This window comes from Acinetobacter sp. 797_lipA (assembly GCF_058243025.1).
On the sequence record NZ_JBZAYQ010000001.1, the window covers coordinates 503,156 to 522,135 of the forward strand.

At 42.8% G+C, this 18,980-nt stretch carries 18 protein-coding genes; 6 read left to right on the top strand and 12 right to left on the bottom strand.

Annotated elements, in window-relative coordinates; genetic code table 11:
• The first annotated feature begins 46 nt into the window (after positions 1 to 46).
• On the top strand, positions 47 to 436 hold the full coding sequence (locus AC4CU2_RS02460; RefSeq protein WP_490768222.1) for a cytochrome b562: 390 nt from the start codon (positions 47 to 49) through the stop codon (positions 434 to 436).
• 58 nt (positions 437 to 494) lie between these two features.
• On the opposite strand, the gene secB is transcribed toward AC4CU2_RS02460, so the two are convergent.
• From secB to rsgA, 4 genes are all read right to left on the bottom strand, one after another.
• On the bottom strand, positions 495 to 944 hold the full coding sequence (secB, locus tag AC4CU2_RS02465) for a protein-export chaperone SecB (RefSeq protein ID WP_004697631.1): 450 nt from the start codon (positions 942 to 944) through the stop codon (positions 495 to 497).
• Between the two features lie 27 nt (positions 945 to 971).
• A complete protein-coding gene (gene grxC, locus AC4CU2_RS02470; RefSeq protein WP_004697632.1) occupies positions 972 to 1,226 on the bottom strand; it encodes a glutaredoxin 3 in 255 nt (84 codons plus the stop codon).
• A 19-nt stretch (positions 1,227 to 1,245) separates the two neighbouring features.
• Positions 1,246 to 1,653, bottom strand: a complete 408-nt coding sequence (locus AC4CU2_RS02475; protein ID WP_004697633.1) for a rhodanese-like domain-containing protein — start codon at positions 1,651 to 1,653, stop codon at positions 1,246 to 1,248.
• A gap of 97 nt (positions 1,654 to 1,750) precedes the next feature.
• Positions 1,751 to 2,809, bottom strand: a complete 1,059-nt coding sequence (gene rsgA / locus AC4CU2_RS02480; RefSeq protein WP_126035272.1) for a ribosome small subunit-dependent GTPase A — start codon at positions 2,807 to 2,809, stop codon at positions 1,751 to 1,753.
• A gap of 124 nt (positions 2,810 to 2,933) precedes the next feature.
• Here rsgA and orn point away from each other — a divergent pair, with 124 nt between their 5' ends.
• The 3 genes from orn (at position 2,934) to AC4CU2_RS02495 (ending at position 5,329) form a co-directional block, all read left to right on the top strand.
• Positions 2,934 to 3,488, top strand: coding sequence for an oligoribonuclease (gene orn / locus AC4CU2_RS02485; protein ID WP_490768223.1), 555 nt, complete (start codon positions 2,934 to 2,936; stop codon positions 3,486 to 3,488).
• Positions 3,489 to 3,646: 158 nt separating this feature from the next.
• Complete coding sequence (locus AC4CU2_RS02490) at positions 3,647 to 4,381, top strand: Bax inhibitor-1/YccA family protein (RefSeq protein ID WP_078390219.1); 735 nt, start codon at positions 3,647 to 3,649, stop codon at positions 4,379 to 4,381.
• 144 nt (positions 4,382 to 4,525) lie between these two features.
• Positions 4,526 to 5,329 carry an enoyl-ACP reductase FabI gene (locus AC4CU2_RS02495; RefSeq protein WP_004697637.1) on the top strand — a complete coding sequence of 268 codons (804 nt, stop codon included), beginning with the start codon at positions 4,526 to 4,528 and terminating at the stop codon, positions 5,327 to 5,329.
• A gap of 92 nt (positions 5,330 to 5,421) precedes the next feature.
• Here AC4CU2_RS02495 and AC4CU2_RS02500 read toward each other — a convergent pair whose 3' ends face one another.
• From AC4CU2_RS02500 to AC4CU2_RS02535, 8 genes are all read right to left on the bottom strand, one after another.
• Positions 5,422 to 5,685 carry a hypothetical protein gene (locus AC4CU2_RS02500; RefSeq protein ID WP_078390218.1) on the bottom strand — a complete coding sequence of 88 codons (264 nt, stop codon included), beginning with the start codon at positions 5,683 to 5,685 and terminating at the stop codon, positions 5,422 to 5,424.
• Between the two features lie 594 nt (positions 5,686 to 6,279).
• A complete protein-coding gene (locus AC4CU2_RS02505) occupies positions 6,280 to 7,689 on the bottom strand; it encodes an efflux transporter outer membrane subunit (protein WP_490768224.1) in 1,410 nt (469 codons plus the stop codon).
• Between the two features lie 9 nt (positions 7,690 to 7,698).
• Positions 7,699 to 9,690, bottom strand: a complete 1,992-nt coding sequence (locus AC4CU2_RS02510; RefSeq protein WP_058870313.1) for a MacB family efflux pump subunit — start codon at positions 9,688 to 9,690, stop codon at positions 7,699 to 7,701.
• Positions 9,691 to 9,692: 2 nt separating this feature from the next.
• Positions 9,693 to 11,027: a MacA family efflux pump subunit gene (locus AC4CU2_RS02515; RefSeq protein WP_490768225.1), complete on the bottom strand. Its 1,335-nt coding sequence runs from the start codon at positions 11,025 to 11,027 to the stop codon at positions 9,693 to 9,695.
• Between the two features lie 115 nt (positions 11,028 to 11,142).
• Positions 11,143 to 12,132, bottom strand: coding sequence for a DNA polymerase III subunit delta (gene holA, locus AC4CU2_RS02520; protein ID WP_490768226.1), 990 nt, complete (start codon positions 12,130 to 12,132; stop codon positions 11,143 to 11,145).
• 12 nt (positions 12,133 to 12,144) lie between these two features.
• Positions 12,145 to 12,654 (bottom strand): LPS-assembly lipoprotein LptE, encoded by a 510-nt coding sequence (locus AC4CU2_RS02525; RefSeq protein ID WP_004983482.1) that lies wholly within the window; start codon positions 12,652 to 12,654, stop codon positions 12,145 to 12,147.
• Between the two features lie 217 nt (positions 12,655 to 12,871).
• Positions 12,872 to 15,493: a leucine--tRNA ligase gene (gene leuS, locus AC4CU2_RS02530; RefSeq protein WP_490768227.1), complete on the bottom strand. Its 2,622-nt coding sequence runs from the start codon at positions 15,491 to 15,493 to the stop codon at positions 12,872 to 12,874.
• 134 nt (positions 15,494 to 15,627) lie between these two features.
• On the bottom strand, positions 15,628 to 15,972 hold the full coding sequence (locus tag AC4CU2_RS02535) for a DUF4124 domain-containing protein (RefSeq protein WP_407079386.1): 345 nt from the start codon (positions 15,970 to 15,972) through the stop codon (positions 15,628 to 15,630).
• Positions 15,973 to 16,761: 789 nt separating this feature from the next.
• Between AC4CU2_RS02535 and AC4CU2_RS02540 the strand changes: the two genes are divergently transcribed.
• The gene (locus AC4CU2_RS02540) at positions 16,762 to 18,489 is read left to right on the top strand and encodes an acetolactate synthase 3 large subunit (protein WP_010327538.1); all 1,728 of its coding nucleotides are present in this window, start codon (positions 16,762 to 16,764) and stop codon (positions 18,487 to 18,489) included.
• Positions 18,486 to 18,977: an acetolactate synthase small subunit gene (gene ilvN, locus AC4CU2_RS02545; RefSeq protein WP_004697653.1), complete on the top strand. Its 492-nt coding sequence runs from the start codon at positions 18,486 to 18,488 to the stop codon at positions 18,975 to 18,977. Before AC4CU2_RS02540 ends, ilvN begins: the two co-directional genes overlap by 4 nt.
• Positions 18,978 to 18,980 lie beyond the last annotated feature (3 nt).

Consider the following 18,980-nt stretch of genomic DNA (forward strand, 5'->3'; position numbering starts at 1 on the left):
AATGCAGCCTTAGGCTGCATTTTTTTGCAAACTCATAGGAATAAGAATGAAAACATTATTAAAGGTTGTGCTGTTGAGCAGTAGTTTATGTTTGGCAGGACTTGCACAAGCGTCGGAAGTGCTAGAAGGTGCGATGAAATCTTTGGCGAAGAACTCAAAAGCTTTTGCTCAAGCCAAGACTGCCACAGAGGCGAATACCGCATTAGCTGAAATGCAAAAAGCCGCGGCAACTGCCAAACAAAACAAGCCTGACAGTTTGGTGAAACAACCCAAAGACAGTGTTAAAGTGAAACAATATGAACAAAAGTTTGATGCATTAACTCAAGAAATTGAACATGCTCAACATTTGGTACATGCTGGGAAACTTGCGGAAGCCAAACAAAGTTCAACCAAGTTTGAGGCTATTAAGCAGCAAGGCCATAAAGCATTTAAATAATTCAGTACAATAAAAAAGACCGCAAAAGCGGTCTTTTTTATGTTTGAAGGGCTTAAAGTTAAGCTTGACCTTCAACAGCAGCTGCTTGAGCACGCTGCATATTTGCTTCGAACTCAGCATCAAAGTTAATTGGTGTAAGTAACAATTGTGGGAAACTGCCTTTAGTTACCATATCATTCACCGCTTCACGAAGGAACGGGAACAAGATGTTCGGGCAATATGCACCTAAGATATATGGAAGACGTTCTTCTTCAACACCATCTACAAGGAAAATACCCGCTTGAGTAACATCGACAATAAATGCCGTGTCGCCTGCATTGTTTGCTTGTACAACCACTTTAAGTGAAACTTCGTAGTGAGTTGGATCAACTTTTTCAGCAGAAGATGACAAGTTGATGTTCAACTCTGGTTGCCACTCTTTGGTAAAAACTTGCGCCCCAGGGACTTCAAAAGAAATATCTTTTGTGTAAATACGTTCTAAAGCAAGTTGTGGTTGAGCTTCACTCATTTTCTAATCCTTAATATGCTGAGCTAATTATGCCAATAGTTGGTCGAGTTTGCCTTCACGCTCTAAAGCATAAAGTTGATCAAAGCCACCAATAAATTGGTCATCAATAAAAATTTGTGGAACCGTACGGTGATTGGTGCGTTGCATCAATTCAATGCGGACTTCTGGCGCTTCTTTAGATAAATTAATTTCTTTATATTCAACGCCTTTACGCTCAAGGAGCTGCTTTGCGCGAACGCAATATGGACATACAGTCGTTGAGTAAATAGTGACTTGAGCCATGAGTTTCTCCTTGTGCAAATTATTTAGCTTTAACCAGTGGTAAGCCTTGAGCCTTCCAGTTGCTAATCCCGCCATCTAAACGATAGCTGTCAGTATGTGCAACTTGTTGTAAAGCAGTACCTGCCACTTGGCCTAAATTACAGATGAAGACGAGTGGACGATCTGCAGCTTTTAACTCTTCAGCATGTTTTGTAATTTGGCTGTAGGGAATGTTGCGACTTCCACTGATATGACCTTCACGGAAATCTTTGGCATCACGTAAGTCAATCAACATGGCATTTTTAGCTTTCACTAAAATGCCTAAAGATTGTGGTGAAATTTTGCGACCATTGCGTTGTCCTTCAAGTACGAAAAACAAAACAACCAATACCGCAAGTGTTCCAAATAAGAAGGGGTGATTCCCCATAAACTCGAACCAACGTTCCACAAGTCACCTAAATTACAATTCAAAAATTGCTAGAGAGTATAGCTCATAAAATATGGTGATCAAAATCACCGCTTCAAGGGCTAAGGTTGAATAAAAATTAATTTTTTTGCTGAGCTTCAGCAATTTCATCAATTAGACGTAAATAGCTGTCTAAACGGCGCGTTAAAATTTCACCATTTGCCGCAGCTAAGCGTAAAGCGCATTGTTTTTCATGTTTATGGGTGCAGTTACGGAACTGACAGTAGCCCAACAAGTTTTCAATTTCAGGAAAACCGCGTTGCACTTTGTCCGCATCTAAGTGCCATAAACCAAACTCACGAATTCCTGGTGAGTCAATCAGCGAGGCGCCTTCGCCAAAACCAATCAAACGGGTAGAGGTCGTGGTGTGCTGACCTAAGGCTGAGTTTTCAGAAATCACATTGGTTTTTTGTGCAGCGTCAGGCACGATGGCATTAATCAAGGTGCTTTTACCTACCCCAGACTGGCCAACAAAAGCCACAGTTTCATTTTTTAAACGCTGAGTCAGTGCTGTTAAGTCACCATCGGCTTGGGTTTGCATCACTTCATAGCCTAAGGCTTGATATTCCGCAATCAACGCTAAAATCGGATCATTGTCTTTGAGCAAATCGGTTTTGTTCAGCACCAAAAGTGCTGGAATGTTGGCATCGGCACAGGCCACCAAATAACGGTCAATTAGACCTGGTGCAGGCTCAGGCAGTGGCGCAAACACAATCACAATCAGGCTGATATTGGCCGCGACAGGTTTTACTTTATGATAACGGTCTGGACGAGTCAGTAGCGACTGACGTGGCTGTATGGCATTGATGATCCCGAGCCCCGTATTTGGGTCGGCTTGCCATTTGACACGATCACCTGTGACCAGAAGTTCGAGGTTGGTGCGTGTATGACAGCGCCAGATACTGCCGAGTTCAATCGGTTTCCAAAACGGTTCAGGTTCACCTGCTTGTACCGTCGGTTTGATGGGATGTGGATTTGGAGTCGTAAGGGCTTGCACTTCAAGCTGACGGCCATAGTGTTGTACCACCAAGCCTTCTAAATCATTTGAAGTGTCGATATCTTCTTGACGTGTTTGCTGTTGTTTCTGAATGCGGCGTTGTTGCTGTTCAGTTAAACGACGTTTACGAATTAAAGCCATTCATATCCTAAAAAACCATGAATTCAAGATGGCAAAAATAGCACGAAGCAGGGTATCAGTTACAGCATCGAAGCAATTAATTTGCTACTATCATCGTTTTTAAGCCGAATAAGATTGCACATTTATGAGCAGCACCGCTGATACGCGTTTGATTTGGATTGACCTTGAAATGACAGGTCTCGATACTGATAATGACCAAATTATTGAAGTTGCTACAATTGTGACGGATGATAACTTAAATATTTTAGCTGAAGGGCCTGTGCTTGCTGTACATCAGCCAGACCGTGTGCTGAATGCAATGGATGAGTGGAACACTCGCCAACATGGTCAATCCGGCTTAATTGAACGTGTACGTCGCAGTAAATTGACTGCGCAAGATGCTGAGCAGCAAACTTTAGAATTTCTAAAGAAATGGGTCAATCCAAAAAGCTCACCAATGTGTGGCAATTCAATCTGCCAAGACCGCCGTTTTTTACACCGTTTAATGCCTGAAATGGAAAAATATTTCCATTATCGTAATTTAGATGTGTCTTCGGTAAAAGAGTTGGCTAAACGCTGGCGTCCAGAAATTATGAGTGGCTTGAAAAAGAATGCTTCACACTTAGCGATGGATGACATTCGTGATTCGATTGCGGAACTGAAGTATTATCGTGAATACTTTTTTATTATGAATAAATAAGTGGTAAAGAAAGAGGCGTTAGCCTCTTTTTTATTGAAATCGAATAAAATAGAGCTGAGGGTGTTTGTGTAGAAAAAAGAAACACTTTTTTGCTATACAAGTTTAAAACAAGCTTTATGATAAAGTAAATTAATTAAATTATAACAAAGAGTTGAGTTATGCAAAGTAATAACCCTATTTTGAACCGCGTGGAAACACATGCTGACTATAGTCAACCGATGACTGTTCAAGGTGCTATTCAGAAGTCTGTATTACTTACAGTCATTGCGGCTGTGGTCGGTATGGCACTGTTTTTATACTGTTTCATGACCTTAAATATTTCGCTAGCCTATGCTGCAACCTTAGTCGGTGCGATTGGTGGTCTAATTTTAGGCCTAATTGCAACTTTTAAACCAAATACCGCACGTACCCTTGCCATTCCATATGCCTTGTTTGAAGGTGCTTTTTTAGGTGGGGTGTCGGTTATTTTCCAATTGAAATATCCGGGTGTACCTTTACAAGCATTGTTGGCAACTTTTGTCACCACTTTAGTAATGTTTGGTTTGTATCGTTTTCAAATTATTCGTGCCACTGAAAAATTCAAATCGGTAGTGATGTCAGCATCGATTGCCATCGCGATTGTGTTTGTGGTGCAGATGGTTATGCGTTTGGCTTTTGGTTCAAGCATTCCATTTTTATTTGAAAATAACTTATTAGGTCTAGGTTTTGCCGCTTTTATTGCAGTGATTGCATCACTGAATTTAATTCTAGATTTTGATTTGATTGAAAGTGCTGCGGCACAACACGCTCCTAAAGCGATGGAGTGGCTGTGTGGTATTGCACTACTAGCGACTCTGGTGTGGATGTACTATTCATTCCTGCGTCTACTCAGCATGCTGCGTGGTGACGACTAAGTTCCACGGTTTTAACAAATACGCCCCTTCATCGGGGCGTATTTGTTATTGAATGTTGATGAATTGAAAAAAGGCGCATTATGCAATTTCGGTTTCAACTTAAACTTGGCATTATGCAGATAAATTATTTTGAGTGAGAGTCACATGGCACAAGGACTATTGGCTGGAAAGCGTTTTTTAGTAGCAGGTATTGCAAGTAAATTATCAATCGCATTTGGTATTGCTCAAGCACTTCACCGTGAAGGCGCGGAACTTGCGTTTACCTATCCAAATGAAAAACTGAAAAAACGTGTAGATGAATTTGCAGCACAATTTGGCTCAACGATTGTTCTACCATGTGATGTGGCTGTCGATGCTGAAATTGAACAAACTTTTGTTGAATTGGCAAAACATTGGGATGGTTTAGACGGTGTGGTGCATTCGATTGGTTTTGCGCCTGCGCATACATTGGATGGTGACTTTACCGATGTAACGGATCGTGATGGTTTTAAAGTGGCACATGACATCAGTGCATATAGCTTTATTGCTATGGCGCGTGCTGCGAAGCCATTACTTTTAGTTCGTCAAGGGTGCTTGTTGACCTTGACTTACCAAGGTTCTGAGCGTGTGATGCCAAACTACAACGTGATGGGTATGGCGAAGGCATCATTAGAAGCGGGTGTACGTTATTTGGCTTCAAGCTTAGGTGCAGAAGGGATTCGTGTGAATGCGATTTCAGCAGGCCCAATCCGTACTTTGGCGGCATCAGGTATTAAATCGTTCCGCAAAATGTTAGACGTAAACGAAAAAATTTCACCACTTAAACGTAATGTGACCATTGAAGATGTGGGTAATGCTGCATTATTCCTTTGCTCACCTTGGGCAAATGGTATTACGGGTGAAATCATGTATGTCGATGCAGGTTTCAATACTGTGGGGATGAGCCCAGACTTGATGCTCGATGACTAATTAGATTGATTCAAATTATTTGATAAAGCCGCTTTGATAGCGGCTTTGTTTTGACGTGAAATTTGACAAATGATAAGGGTACTTTATCTGTTTTAATTTTCTGGAACACTTAGATCAAGTTCACCTTCACGATAAAGTTGCCATTGCTCCCATGCCTCAGGAGCATAAAGATCATAGTAGCCACGGCTCTTCAATAGAGCAGGCATAGCTGACAACGGAGTCATAATAACTGTGGCATTATCTCGGATTCGTAATATTTCTTCTTTTGAAAGTGGCCTTTTAGCAATTTCTTCTGCCCTGACAAGCAATGTCACCAGCGCAGGAATAAAGACTTCTACCATTTTTTCCTCAGCCATTTAAAACCCCTTTTGCACAGAACTTTCATATAATAGGCCTAGGTTTGTGTTTCTTCTAATTAATGTGCTTACTAGGTTAATCTTGCTCTGGGTATTGATATTATAAGTTTAAGATCAAACCCATTAAACTTATGATCTTCCCAATTTTCTACAATTAACTCGATTGTTCTACCTGCTACTTTTTCAGAATATGGATAACAACCTAAAATAGCATTTTTCATTTCTTCAGATAAAGTTACACCTAGGCTAGATAAACACAAAATTTCTGCTATCGATCCCTTAAGTATGTAATTACTGTTATATAGTACATCACCATATAACCAATTGATCTTAAAATTATTTTTTATCAGTATATGAACCAGTAATATTTACGTCAAAACATAAAATATGTGAAATACAACAGTTTCTAATTTCAATCTGATACTCAGTTTCTTGATTAGTTATATTATTAGTTTATCTGAGATTTATTTTAATGGTCAGCAACTTTCGTATGAAGTTGTTTTTGATGATCAAGATAAGATTAAACGTATTCACCAGATCCAGAATAATCCAGATCTGGTGAAAGAATAAGAGAACAAAACAATAGCGCTAGGACTATTGTTTTGGTAGTTCTTTTACAGGACTTCCACCCAAGGCTTGCATCAACGTCACATAGGCGTTGTACTGACTCTGTTTGGTATTGACCAATGTTAAGCGTGCAGTACGCGTGGTTTCTTGTTGATCCAATAAGGTTTTTAAAGCTACGGCACCATAGCGATAACGCACTTGAGTCAGGCGTTCTACCTTTTCAGCAAGCTCCAAATTGCGTTGTTGCAATTGTACCTGTTGACTGAGTTCAGTACGTGCTGACAATCCATTTTCTACATCGGCAAAAGCTTGGTACAAAGTCTGACGATATTGCACGATGGCTTTTTCATAGTCCAATTGACTAATCGCAAGGTCACGTTTCATGTCGTTATATTGCAAGAACGGCAGACTTAAACTTGCGCCTAAGGTTAGGGCTGGGTTCTTGAGCAATTGCGTTAGTGAGGTACTGCTTGAACCAAGATTCCCAGTCAAACTGATCGAAGGATAATAGCTCGCCGTGGTGGCATCTTTGGTCGCTAAACTCTCACGTAAACGTAGCTCAGCCGCTTTTAAGTCTGGGCGGCGTGACAAAATGTCGGCAGGTAAGCCCGCTGCGATACTTGGCAAAGCTAAGCGTGGTAAACGCTGAGGTTCATCAATACTCAACTGCTGTACAGGCATATGCAGTAACACTGCAATTGCAGTACGGGTCTCGACCAAACTTTGCTGAATTTGACTCAGACTGGCTTTTTGACTTTGTACTGACTGTTCAGCTTGGGTTAAGTCCAGTCCTGATACAGCCCCAGCTTGATACTGAACTTTAACCAAGTCGTACAGTTTTTGTGAGGTGGCAAGGCTTTGCTCGGCCGTTGTACGGCTTTCATTATAATAGGCCAACTGCCAATATAATTTCGCCGTGGTGCCAATTAAACTTTGAGCAGTGGCTTGCAAATCTTGCTCAGTTGCCAGTGCTTCCCATCTCTTTGCTTCAGTTTGACGGGCCAATTTACCAAATAAATCGACTTCATAACTTAAGCCAGCACCCAAAGACAGACCACTTGAGCTGTCATTGCCTGAGTTTAAGTCGAATTGATGACCTGTAGATACCGTAGAGTTCACCCGTGGCTTTTGCTGATTCTCAGCCAGTTCTGCTTGTAAACGCGCTTGCTTTAAAGTCATCCCTGCAACGGCCAAATCGGCATTTTTTGTGAGCACAGCATCGACCAGTTGATTGAGTTGTGCATCACCAAATAACGTCCACCATTGATCGGCATACAGGGCTTGTTGACGTTGTTGTGATGTTGCTTTGTCGTATTGAAACTGAGTCGGTGTCTGTACTGCTGGTGCTTGATAAGGTGTTTTAACCACAGCTGCACAGCCAACCAAAGTGCTGCCAAGCAGCATCGCGGTACAAAGGCGCGTTAATAAAAAAGGCATATTTTTTCCTTATTCTCTGGCAAGTGCTGCAACAGGGTCGAGTTTGGCTGCATTTTTTGCAGGCAAGAAACCAAACACCACACCAATTAAAGTCGAGCATACAAATGCGGCGATAATAGACGTGGTTGAGTAGGCAACCCCAAAATTACCCCCAGCAAATTTTTGAATGATTTGTCCTAGACCCAGCGAGAGCAATACCCCTAACACCCCACCAATCAGGCAGACTAAAATGGCTTCAATCAGGAACTGCTGCAAAATATCACTTTGACGCGCACCCACCGCCATCCGAACCCCAATTTCTTGCGTCCGTTCGGTCACTGAAACCAACATAATATTCATTACACCAATACCGCCTACCACTAAAGAAATCACGGCAATTGCAGAAACCAACAGAGTCATGGTACTGGTAGTCTTTTCAATGGTTTGGCGAATACTGTCGCTGTTCATGGTGAACACATCTTGTTGACCATGGCGCAAGGTGAGCAAGTTCACAATTGCGTTTTCAGCCGCGCTAGTGGAGTACTTATCGTTGATTTGCACCACGATATTGCGCACATTACTTTGACCGAGCATACGACTCATGACCGTGGTATAGGGCATATAGACATTCAAAGTATCGTCGGAACCCATGGCACTGGTTTGCGGTTCGACGACACCAATAATTCGTGCAGGGACACTGCCCAAAAGTACAACTTGCCCAATCGGACTGCTACCATCACTAAAAAACTGTTTTTGTGTATTGGTGTCAATGACCACGTCTTGGGTGCGGTCGCGGACACTTCGCTGGTCAAAGGTTTGTCCATTTTTGAAGGTCAGGCCTTTCACTGTGAAATAATCGCCACCGACACCATTAATGGTGGCATTGGCTTCACTTTGTTGATAGCGAATCGTTTTGGATGAACTCACCATTGGACTAACCGCACTCACATACGGTTGGGTGGCGAGCGCTTCAGCATCGGCAGGAACAAGGGTTTTAAAGTTGGCGGTTTTGGAGTTATCACCAAAACCGCGCCCTTGGAACACCGTAATGGTGTTGGTTCCTAAACTACTGATGTTACTTAAAATCTGTTGTTGTGATCCATTTCCTAAAGCCACCACTGTCACGACGGAGGCAATCCCGATAATAATGCCGAGCATGGTCAAAAAGGTTCGCATGCGGTGTGCATTCATGGACAAAAGTGCCATACGAAAGGCTTCACCTAAACGGTCGAGTAGGGAACGCCATGCAGAGACACTTTTATTTTTTTCTTGCTGGGCAGAAATCGCAGTTTCTGCATCAGGGTCGCTGTGTAGTTCAGTGTCATGCTCAGGTTGATTGACACGGTCTGCAATGATTTGCCCATCGCTGATCTCGATAATCCGCGAGGCATTTTTCGCCACTTGCATATCGTGGGTGACCAAAATAATAGTATGGCCTGCGGCATTTAACTCACGCAAAATCCTCATCACTTCCACGCCGCTATGCGAGTCTAGGGCACCTGTCGGTTCGTCAGCGAGAATGACATCACCGCCATTCATCAACGCACGTGCAATCGAAACACGTTGTTGCTGCCCCCCAGAAAGTTGACTCGGACGGTTTTGAGTTTTATTACCCAGTCCTAATTCTGTCAGTAAAGCAGTGGCACGTTGTTTACGCGCATACGGTGTTGCACCTGCATAAACGGCAGGTACTTCAACATTACCTTCTGCGGTTAAGTCGCCAAGAAGATGGTAACGCTGGAAAATAAAACCAAAATACTCACGACGTAATTCAGCCAATTGGTCCGGTTCGAGTTTACCTGTTTCGCGGCCATTGACCTGATAACTTCCTGAGGTTGGACGGTCGAGACAGCCCAAAATATTCATCAGGGTCGATTTACCTGAACCCGACTGGCCGACAATGGCAACCAATTCACCTTCGTAAATGGTCAGATCAATGCCTTTGAGAATTTGGACAGTACTTTCGCCAGCTGGAAACTCTCGCACCAAATTGCTGACTTCAAGCAAGGCTTTTTTGGTCATGCTTACATTCCCATCGGTGGACTGTTACGACGGCGGTTGCTGCTATTGGCAGAAGCCGCAGAGTTCTCCGAACTGTCTGCAATCACCACTTGATCGCCTTCTTTTAAGCCTGCAAGCACTTGTGCATTGACGCGGTTATTGATCCCCACCAAAATTTGTTTGGGTTGAGCTGAGCCGTCCGCTTGCAAGACACGAACTACGCTCAGCGTAGCTTTACCTTCTTTGACCAATTGTTGTTGTGCTACATTTAAATTTAGACGTTCAAGACGTGGACCTTGTGGACGGTCTGAGTCCGATTTGCTTTGTGTCGATGACGCAGCTTGGGTATTTGAACCGCTGTTACGCTTTGCATTTGCTGGACGAGTGGAAATTGCAGAAGAAGGGACTAATAACGCATTTTTTGCAGAATCGAGCACGATGTAGACTTGTGCAGTCATATCAATACGTAGCTTGCCATCATGGTTGGGTACATCAAATAGAGCATTGTAGTAAATTGCAGTGCTGGTTGATGTGCTGGTGGTACTTTCATCGGTAATCGAATCTGGTGCAGGCTCAACTTGACGTAGGCTAGCATAACGCTTGCTATCATCACCTAAAGTGGTGAAATAAACTTGTTGGCCTTTTTCAACTTTCATGATGTCCGCTTCACTGACCTGCGCCTTAATGGTCATGTTTTGTAATTTTGCAATTTTAACAATGGTCGGGGCACTTTGATTGGCGTTTACAGTTTGACCTTCCTCAGTCACGATCGCCACCACGGTACCATCAGTAGGTGCCACAATGCGGGTATAACCGATATTGGTTTGTGCAGTCGACTTGGTTACTTTTGCAGATTCAATCTGTGCATCAATCGCTTTAATTTGTGCTTGTGCTGTTTTATAGCTGGCCTCAGCCGATTCTAATTCTGCTTTTGATGTAGCATCTTGTGCATACATTTGTTGTTGACGTTTATATGCCAGTTGCGCCTCATTAAGACTGGCTTCTTGTTGTAGACGCTGTGCTTGCAAATTTTTAATGTTGGCTTCTGCTGTTTTAAAGCTGTTTTCTTGGGTGGTTGAATCAATTTGCGCAATCAATTGACCTTGTTTAACTTCATCACCCAGTTGCACATACATTTTCTGTACTTGACCTGAGACCTGTGCGCCGACACTCACCAGTTTGGTTGCATCTAAAGTACCTGTCGCCAATACCGTATTTTCAAGATCACCACGAGTGACAGATTCGCTAATATACTGTGGTTGTTCTTGTTTTGGTTTGAAATATGTCCACGCGACATAAGCAAGTACGGCAACACATAGTACCGCGATAACCATTTTGACAGCTTTTATTTTTTGCATTGGAATCAGGGAGTAAACAGAATTGCAGATAGTATAAAAGCGAAATACGGATAAATCGTGAATTTTTTGAACAAATAGAAATGATTATTATTTTAAAAAGACTCGTTGCGGTAATTTAAGCGGGAAAGAGTGACTTTCCACACAGCGTTGCAATGGCTTGCATCACGACATGTTCAGCATTTTCATGCCCCAAACCTTTAATCGAAGCATCAATGCGAAGCAGGAGACTGGGCCACGTTAAAAAGCACTGCGGGTTCAGTCGACGTAAGGCGTGTTGATAGATGCTGACTTTATTCTTCCAAATCCCCAGTTGCAGTGCATTTTGCGGTTGCTCAAACAGTTGCATGAGTAAACGCATTTCTTTGCTGATGCTCCACAAAATCAGACTAAGGGGTTCACCGGAGGCAATCAGGTATTGGTAAATTTTAATCGATTGAGCCAAATTGCCTTCGAGCAGAGCATCACTTAAATCGAAAGTACTATAGCGGGACTGATCTTGTAAGCAGGCATGTAAATGATCAATCTGAATCAGCTCAACCTCGGCAAAGGTGTCGCTGACACGCATTAAGCTATTTTTAGCTGCGAGTAAGTTGTGTTCATGGTGTTGTTCTAACCACTGCCATGCATCCTGACTCAGTTTAACCCCAAGCTTATCTGCTTCAATGCTTAAAATCTGCTGACGGTCACGCGGATAATTCGCGGTCAGGGCAACATGCACTCCATTGGCTTCAACCGTTTGGAAAAAGCCCGTTTTTAGACTGGCGCTGTCCTGTTTTGGCATCACCACCAAAAGCAAGTTTTGTTCATTGCTTTGGATATAGCTTTTTAGCAACTTTAAAGCGTTAGCATCGGGCTTAATATTGCCATGAACTTCAATGGCAAGCTGACTTGAAAATAAGGACAAGCTGTTGAGTGCATTAAAGACATTTTTCCAGTCATTGACATTGCTGATGTCATGCCGTTGTCGTTCAATTTCTTGCTTTTGCCAACTTGCTCGAAATGCATCCAGTAAATTTTGCTCAAGCAATGGTTCTTGACCTTGCATAATCCACGCGCCGCGAGCTTCATCGACACGTTTTAAGGCTTGCAAATAGTCAAGTTTCATTGTTAATAAACCTTACTGCTGTGCTGGTGGTAGGCGGTTCGAAGAAATCTGACGCACAATTTGTTGAGCGACATCATCCACGATGACTTGATTCAAATAGTTTTTCTCTTGGTCATCGGTATTGACGGTTTCAACGTTGTATTGATAACTACGCGTTGCAACTACGGTGCGTGGTTCAGTCAGCGCACGGCCTTGGGCATCTTCGATACGGAAGGTGACATTGAGGCGTAGTAATACTTCAATCAGTTTACCGTTCAGCTCTAAACGCTGTGGTTTATAGTCTAGCACGCGAAGCACATAGGCATCTGATCCACTGCTCAACTGTACACCCGACGCACCCAAATAAATGGCCAATTTTTCATGCAGTTCATCGGTGTTCTTCGGAAGCACCAAATTCATTTTTGAATAAGCAATCGGTGTTGCGCTTGGATTGGTGCCTTTTAAATGAAAGCCACACCCGACCAAGCCAGCACTTAGGCCACAAGTTAAAACAATAGCTGCCAAACGTTTGCCTAAATGCATGTGTTGTCCTCTGTTTGCTCTTTTTGATAAAAGAAAAATAATATGTCGTGATTGTATGTGCAAAGCCCGTTGACTGGCAACGGGCTTTGTTTGGGAATTGTTTATTCCTTTTCGTTTCCCGCTCTTTTTGAAAGAGGTGAGAAGCAATGCTTCGCAAGGGAGATCTTCTAATAAAATCCCACCAAACCTCCCTTTATAAAAGGGAGGCTCAAAGGCCTTAAACCACCAAATTCACTAATTTATTTGGCACAACAATTTCTTTCTTGGTTGGACCCGTCAAGAATTGTTGAACTTCTGGCAATGCTTTAGCCAGTGTAAGCAATTCATCTTTCGATGTATCGACAGACACTTCTAATTTGCCACGCAGTTTACCGTTTACTTGAACCACAATCGTTTGCGTATTGCGTGTGAGAGCAGACTCATCAACAGTTGGGAACAATGCGCTAGTTAAGTCCAGTCCAAATTCAGCCAATAAAGTTTGGCTTAAATGTGGTGCAAATGGTGCAAGTAAAGTTAAAAGTGTCGTAATCGATTCGCGAGCAACCGCAACATCGTTATCATTTTCCGCTTCAAATTTGTTGTTCGCATTCAACAGTTCCATCATCGCTGCAATAGCCGTGTTAAAGGCATGGCGGCGTTCGATGTCATCACCCACTTTTTGAATGGTTTCATGCGTTTTACGACGTAAGTCTTGTGCTTCTGTAGACAATTGAGCGGTATCAATAACAGAGGCTGTATTGCCTTTTTCAAGGAAACTTGCAACCAAACGCCATACACGTTTCAAGAAACGGTTTGCGCCTTCCACACCTGCATCAGACCATTCAAGAGATTGATCTGGTGGCGCTGCAAACATCATGAACACACGTGCCGTATCTGCACCGTACTGATCAATAATGGCTTGTGGGTCGATACCGTTATTTTTCGATTTCGACATTTTCTCTTGGCCGCCAACAATCACGTCTTGACCATCACCTTGGTATTTTGCAGACAGAATACGACCTTTTTCATCACGTTCGAGGTTGATATCCGCGGGGTTAAACCAAGTTTTCTTGCCTGATTCAGCTTCACGGTAATAAGTGTCTGCCAAAACCATACCTTGAGTTAACAGGTTGGTAAATGGTTCATTACCTTGTACTACACCTTCATCACGCATCAATTTGTGGAAGAAGCGTGCATAAAGTAAGTGCAGAATCGCGTGTTCAACACCACCGATGTATTGATTTACTGGAAGCCATGTTTGAGCAGCTTCAGGTTTAACTAAACCATTAGTAAAATCAGGAGATGCATAACGTGCATAGTACCAAGATGACTCTACAAAGGTATCCAGCGTATCTGTTTCACGACGCGCATCACCACCACAGCTTGGGCAAGTGGTTTGATAAAACTCAGGCATCTTGTTCAATGGATTACCCGAGCCATCAGGTACGACATCAGTCGGTAAGACCACTGGAAGTTGCTCTTCAGGTACAGGAACCTGACCACATTTTTCACAGTTGATCATTGGAATTGGGCAACCCCAATAACGCTGACGCGATACACCCCAGTCACGTAAACGGAACTGAACTTTCGTGCTTGCAAGAGTTGTTGGTTCTAATTTCGCAAGGAACGCATCATAAGCAGCTTGGAAGTCTAAACCGTCAAATTCAGCAGAATTGACCAATTTACCCTCTTTAGAGCCGTACCATTCTTGCCATTGTGCAGCATCAAAGTCTGCATCGTCTGCACCTTGAGCATCAATCACTTGTTTGATGGTTAAGCCGTATTTATTGGCAAATTCAAAATCACGTTCGTCGTGTGCAGGTACAGCCATCACTGCGCCAGAGCCATAAGACATCAACACGTAGTTGGCAATCCAAACAGGAATGTCTTCGCCAGTAACAGGATGCTTCACAGACAGACCTGTTGCCATGCCTTTCTTTTCAGCAGTGGCAAGGTCAGCTTCAGCCACAGAACCCATACGGCATTCTTCAATAAATGCTTTAAGTTCAGCATTATTTTCCGCAGCTTTCAGCGCCATTGGATGTTCTGCTGCAACTGCAACATAAGTCACACCCATTAAGGTGTCAGCACGTGTGGTGAATACAGTAAGGCCATCTGCGTAAATTTCAGGATTCGCTGAAGGGAAGGTGATATCCATTCCTTGTGAGCGACCAATCCAGTTACGTTGCATGGTCAAGACTTGTTGTGGCCAACCGTCTTTTAAGGTATCTAAATCGTCTAATAATTCTTGCGCATAGTCGGTAATGCGGAAGTAATACATTGGAATATCACGTTTTTCAACCAATGCACCTGAACGCCAGCCACGACCATTTTCAACTTGTTCATTGGCCAGTACAGTCTGATCCACAGGATCCCAGTTTACTGTTGAAAGTTTACGGTAAATAAGGCCTTTTTTATAAAGTTGCACGAACAACCACTGTTCCCAGCGGTAGTATTCAGGGGTACACGTTGCAAATTCACGATCCCAATCGACTGATAGACCTAATTTTTTTAATTGGTCACGCATATATGCGATGTTTTCAAAGGTCCATTTCGCAGGTGCAACTTGGTGTGCAATCGCAGCGTTTTCAGCAGGTAAACCAAAAGCATCCCAACCCATAGGTTGCAGGACAGTTTCCCCTTTGAGACGGTGGAAACGGCTGATGACATCACCAATAGTGTAGTTACGCACATGACCCATATGCAGTTTGCCACTTGGATAAGGGAACATCGAGAGGATATAACGACGTGGACCTTCTACAGAGTCGGCAACTTTAAAGGCTTTACGAGCTTCCCAGTCTTGTTGGACGGTAGGTTCAATCGCGCTCGCTTGATATTCAGGGTCAATGTGAGTAGTCATATACGTATGTAGAACAATGGTTAAAAAGTTTGTTGCACAGCATAGCGCAAAATGCACCTAAAAGTGAATTTTGCGCTATGTTTTGTGCAGGAAATTAAACAAGCTGAAAATAAATCTGGAACCGTACGGAATGATTAAACCGCAGGGCGGACTTGTTGGCCTTGTTGAAGTGCTTCATTCGCTTCACGTCGTTGATTTTCTAAATCAACCGCTGGTGCTGGGGCAGCACTTGGTACAGCATTGGGGGGAGCTGGTACGGTATTTGGCATATTGGCAGGTGGAGGTGCTTCCGGTGAAGCAGCTGGTGGCGAATTTTTCCAACCATAGGTATCGACTTTGCCTTTTTTCTTTGCTGTTTTGGGTGGAGGTGTCGTGGTGTAATGTGTCGAGCCTTGGCTATCAACCCACTTATAATACGTCTTGGCAAAGCTTTGTGTACTGCCCATTGCAAGCGCCATCCCCACCAAACATACTGCCATTTTTGCAAACTGAATACTCATCTACCATTGTCCTTTTTATATCCGTAGTCATTGGGTTTTATCGGGTTTATCGTTGTCGTTATTTTATGCCAATTTGAGAGCAATAAGCAGTGTTTGATGTATTTTTTCATCTGTGTTTTTGAAATATTTTGCAGGCCAAATCCTCAGTTTAATGCGTGAAATATGCGTTATGACACAGTATGAAAATAAGATGGTTATGCTAAAACCTGATGAACAAATGCTGATCTATATTTAAAACTGAAAAAATCTGAGATAGATGTTGGATTTAAATTTGGGTGAATATCTTATTAAACTTATTTATGGGTTTTATTATGTTTTTTTATTAATAAATTCAGTGAAATAGAAATCTATTTGTTTTTGCACTAAAAACCAAGAAAAAGCAGCTCAGTTTTCTTTGTCCGCGATGAATAAAAAACAAACGCTCTGTAAATAAACAAAAAAAAGCTAATTTTTAAACTTGACTTTAGTCACGAAACTCCTAAAAATGCTGTCTTTAGTTTTATATGCCTTTACTCGATCACCCTTCGATAAAGTGTCATTTCATGCAATGGACACGCTTTCTAGCCGAGACCGTGAACAAAGTAAAAAAATGTGTTTATCCCAACACGTTTTAGATCTCATATTGCTCAAACAGCATACAGATCAGAATTTTTTCCTATTGCTATGAAAACTAAGAAATATGTGTGCTATAACAGTGCAGACAATCAATGAATGAAACACTGCTGGTGCCTTCCACCATTGCAGTGATAAAGATTAGGGTGAATCACGTTGGAACTTTTATCTGGTGGTGAAATGCTCGTTCGCGCATTGGCGGACGAAGGCGTTGAACATGTATTTGGATACCCAGGCGGCGCAGTTTTACATATCTACGACGCGTTCTTTCAACAAGACAAAATCAATCATTACCTCGTGCGCCATGAACAAGCTGCTGGTCATATGGCAGATGCTTACTCACGCGTAACAGGTAAGACGGGTGTGGTCCTCGTGACTTCAGGTCCGGGTGCAACCAATACTGTGACGCCAATTGCAACGGCTTATATGGACTCAATCCCAATGGTGATTTTGTCTGGTCAGGTTGCGTCACATTTAATTGGTGAAGATGCATTTCAAGAAACAGATATGGTCGGTATTTCTCGTCCGATCGTAAAACATAGTTTCCAAGTGCGCCATGCCAGCGAAATTCCTTCGATTATTAAGAAGGCATTTTATATTGCAGCTTCTGGTCGTCCGGGCCCAGTTGTGGTCGATATTCCAAAAGATGCAACCAATCCTGCTGAGAAATTTGCTTACGAATACCCAGAAAAAGTGAAGATGCGTTCGTATCAACCGCCGCATCGTGGTCACTCAGGTCAAATTCGTAAAGCGATTGAAGAGTTGATTCATGCTAAACGTCCTGTGATTTATACTGGCGGTGGCGTGGTTCAAGGTAATGCTTCTGCACAGTTAACTGAACTGGCGCATATTTTGGGCTTCCCAGTCACCAATACCTTGATGGGGCTTGGTGCATTCCCTGGTAATGATCCTCAGTTTATTGGCATGTTGGGTATGCATGGTACCTATGAAGCCAATATGACCATGCACAATGCTGATGTGATTTTGTGTATCGGTGCGCGTTTCGATGACCGTGTAACCAATAATCCAGCAAAATTCTGCCCAAATGCCAAAGTGATTCATATTGATATCGACCCTGCGACGATTTCAAAAACCATCATGGCGCATATCCCGATCGTGGGTGCGGTAGAACCTGTCCTTCAAGAAATGTTGACACAGTTGAAACAAATGAATGTGTCTAAACCAAATCCTGAAGACATGGCTGCTTGGTGGGCGCAAATAAATGAATGGCGTAAAGTTCACGGCATGCGTTATGAGTCAGGTGCAAATGGCGTAATGAAACCACAACAAGTGGTGGAAGCGTTGGATAAAATCACCAATGGTGATGCGATCATTACTTCTGACGTAGGTCAGCATCAAATGTTTGGTGCGAACTATTATAAGTATAAACGTCCACGCCAATGGATTAACTCGGGTGGCTTAGGTACCATGGGGGTTGGTTTACCCTATGCGATGGCGGCGAAATTGGCTTTCCCTGACCAACAAGTGGTGTGTATCACAGGTGAAGCATCGATTCAGATGTGTATCCAAGAGCTTTCGACGTGTAAGCAATATGGCCTAAACGTAAAAATCCTCTGCTTGAATAACCAAGCTCTAGGGATGGTGAAGCAGTGGCAAGATATGAACTATGAAGGACGTCACTCAAGTTCTTATATCGATTCATTGCCTGACTTCCCTAAATTGATGGAAGCATATGGTCATGTTGGTATTCAAATTGACCATGCGGATGAGCTAGAGTCGAAGCTTGCTGAAGCAATGGCGATCAACGATAAATGCGTATTTATTAATGTGATGGTTGACCGTACAGAGCATGTTTATCCAATGCTTATTGCAGGTCAGTCAATGCAAGATATGTGGTTAGGTAAAGGGGAGCGCACGTCATGAGACACATTATCTCTGTACTTGTAGAAAACGAAGCTGGTGCGCTTTCTCGTTTGGTGGGTTTGTTTTCTCAACGTGGTTATAACATTGAGACTTTAAATGTTGCACCAACCGAAGATCCGACCTTATCTCGTTTGACATTAACGACTTATGGCGATGACCATAAAATTGAACAAATCACCAAACAGCTCAACAAATTGGTTGAAGTGGTGAAAGTGGTTGACCTGTCTGAAGGTGCGCACATTGAGCGTGAGTTGATGTTGATTAAAGTCAAATCACTTGGCTCGGCACGTGCTGAAATTAAACGAACTGCGGACATTTTCCGTGCGCAAATTGTTGATGTCACCCCAACGACTTACACCATTCAAATCGCGGGTACGACTGAAAAAATTGATGGTTTTATTGATGCGTTAGCAGAAAACACCATCCTAGAAGTTGTACGCTCAGGTGTTTCAGGCATCGCGCGTGGCGAAAAAGTTTTAACCATTTAATTA

What these genes read in the sequence shown, in the direction of transcription:
- AC4CU2_RS02460 (WP_490768222.1), top strand. Translation starts at nt 47, where the DNA reads ATGAAAACATTATTAAAGGTTGTGCTGTTGAGCAGTAGTTTATGTTTG.
- secB (WP_004697631.1), bottom strand. Translation starts at nt 944, where the DNA reads ATGAGTGAAGCTCAACCACAACTTGCTTTAGAACGTATTTACACAAAA.
- grxC (WP_004697632.1), bottom strand. Translation starts at nt 1,226, where the DNA reads ATGGCTCAAGTCACTATTTACTCAACGACTGTATGTCCATATTGCGTT.
- rsgA (WP_126035272.1), bottom strand. Translation starts at nt 2,809, where the DNA reads ATGGCTTTAATTCGTAAACGTCGTTTAACTGAACAGCAACAACGCCGC.
- orn (WP_490768223.1), top strand. Translation starts at nt 2,934, where the DNA reads ATGAGCAGCACCGCTGATACGCGTTTGATTTGGATTGACCTTGAAATG.
- AC4CU2_RS02490 (WP_078390219.1), top strand. Translation starts at nt 3,647, where the DNA reads ATGCAAAGTAATAACCCTATTTTGAACCGCGTGGAAACACATGCTGAC.
- AC4CU2_RS02495 (WP_004697637.1), top strand. Translation starts at nt 4,526, where the DNA reads ATGGCACAAGGACTATTGGCTGGAAAGCGTTTTTTAGTAGCAGGTATT.
- AC4CU2_RS02500 (WP_078390218.1), bottom strand. Translation starts at nt 5,685, where the DNA reads ATGGCTGAGGAAAAAATGGTAGAAGTCTTTATTCCTGCGCTGGTGACA.
- AC4CU2_RS02505 (WP_490768224.1), bottom strand. Translation starts at nt 7,689, where the DNA reads ATGCCTTTTTTATTAACGCGCCTTTGTACCGCGATGCTGCTTGGCAGC.
- AC4CU2_RS02510 (WP_058870313.1), bottom strand. Translation starts at nt 9,690, where the DNA reads ATGACCAAAAAAGCCTTGCTTGAAGTCAGCAATTTGGTGCGAGAGTTT.
- AC4CU2_RS02515 (WP_490768225.1), bottom strand. Translation starts at nt 11,027, where the DNA reads ATGCAAAAAATAAAAGCTGTCAAAATGGTTATCGCGGTACTATGTGTT.
- holA (WP_490768226.1), bottom strand. Translation starts at nt 12,132, where the DNA reads ATGAAACTTGACTATTTGCAAGCCTTAAAACGTGTCGATGAAGCTCGC.
- AC4CU2_RS02525 (WP_004983482.1), bottom strand. Translation starts at nt 12,654, where the DNA reads ATGCATTTAGGCAAACGTTTGGCAGCTATTGTTTTAACTTGTGGCCTA.
- leuS (WP_490768227.1), bottom strand. Translation starts at nt 15,493, where the DNA reads ATGACTACTCACATTGACCCTGAATATCAAGCGAGCGCGATTGAACCT.
- AC4CU2_RS02535 (WP_407079386.1), bottom strand. Translation starts at nt 15,972, where the DNA reads ATGGCAGTATGTTTGGTGGGGATGGCGCTTGCAATGGGCAGTACACAA.
- ilvN (WP_004697653.1), top strand. Translation starts at nt 18,486, where the DNA reads ATGAGACACATTATCTCTGTACTTGTAGAAAACGAAGCTGGTGCGCTT.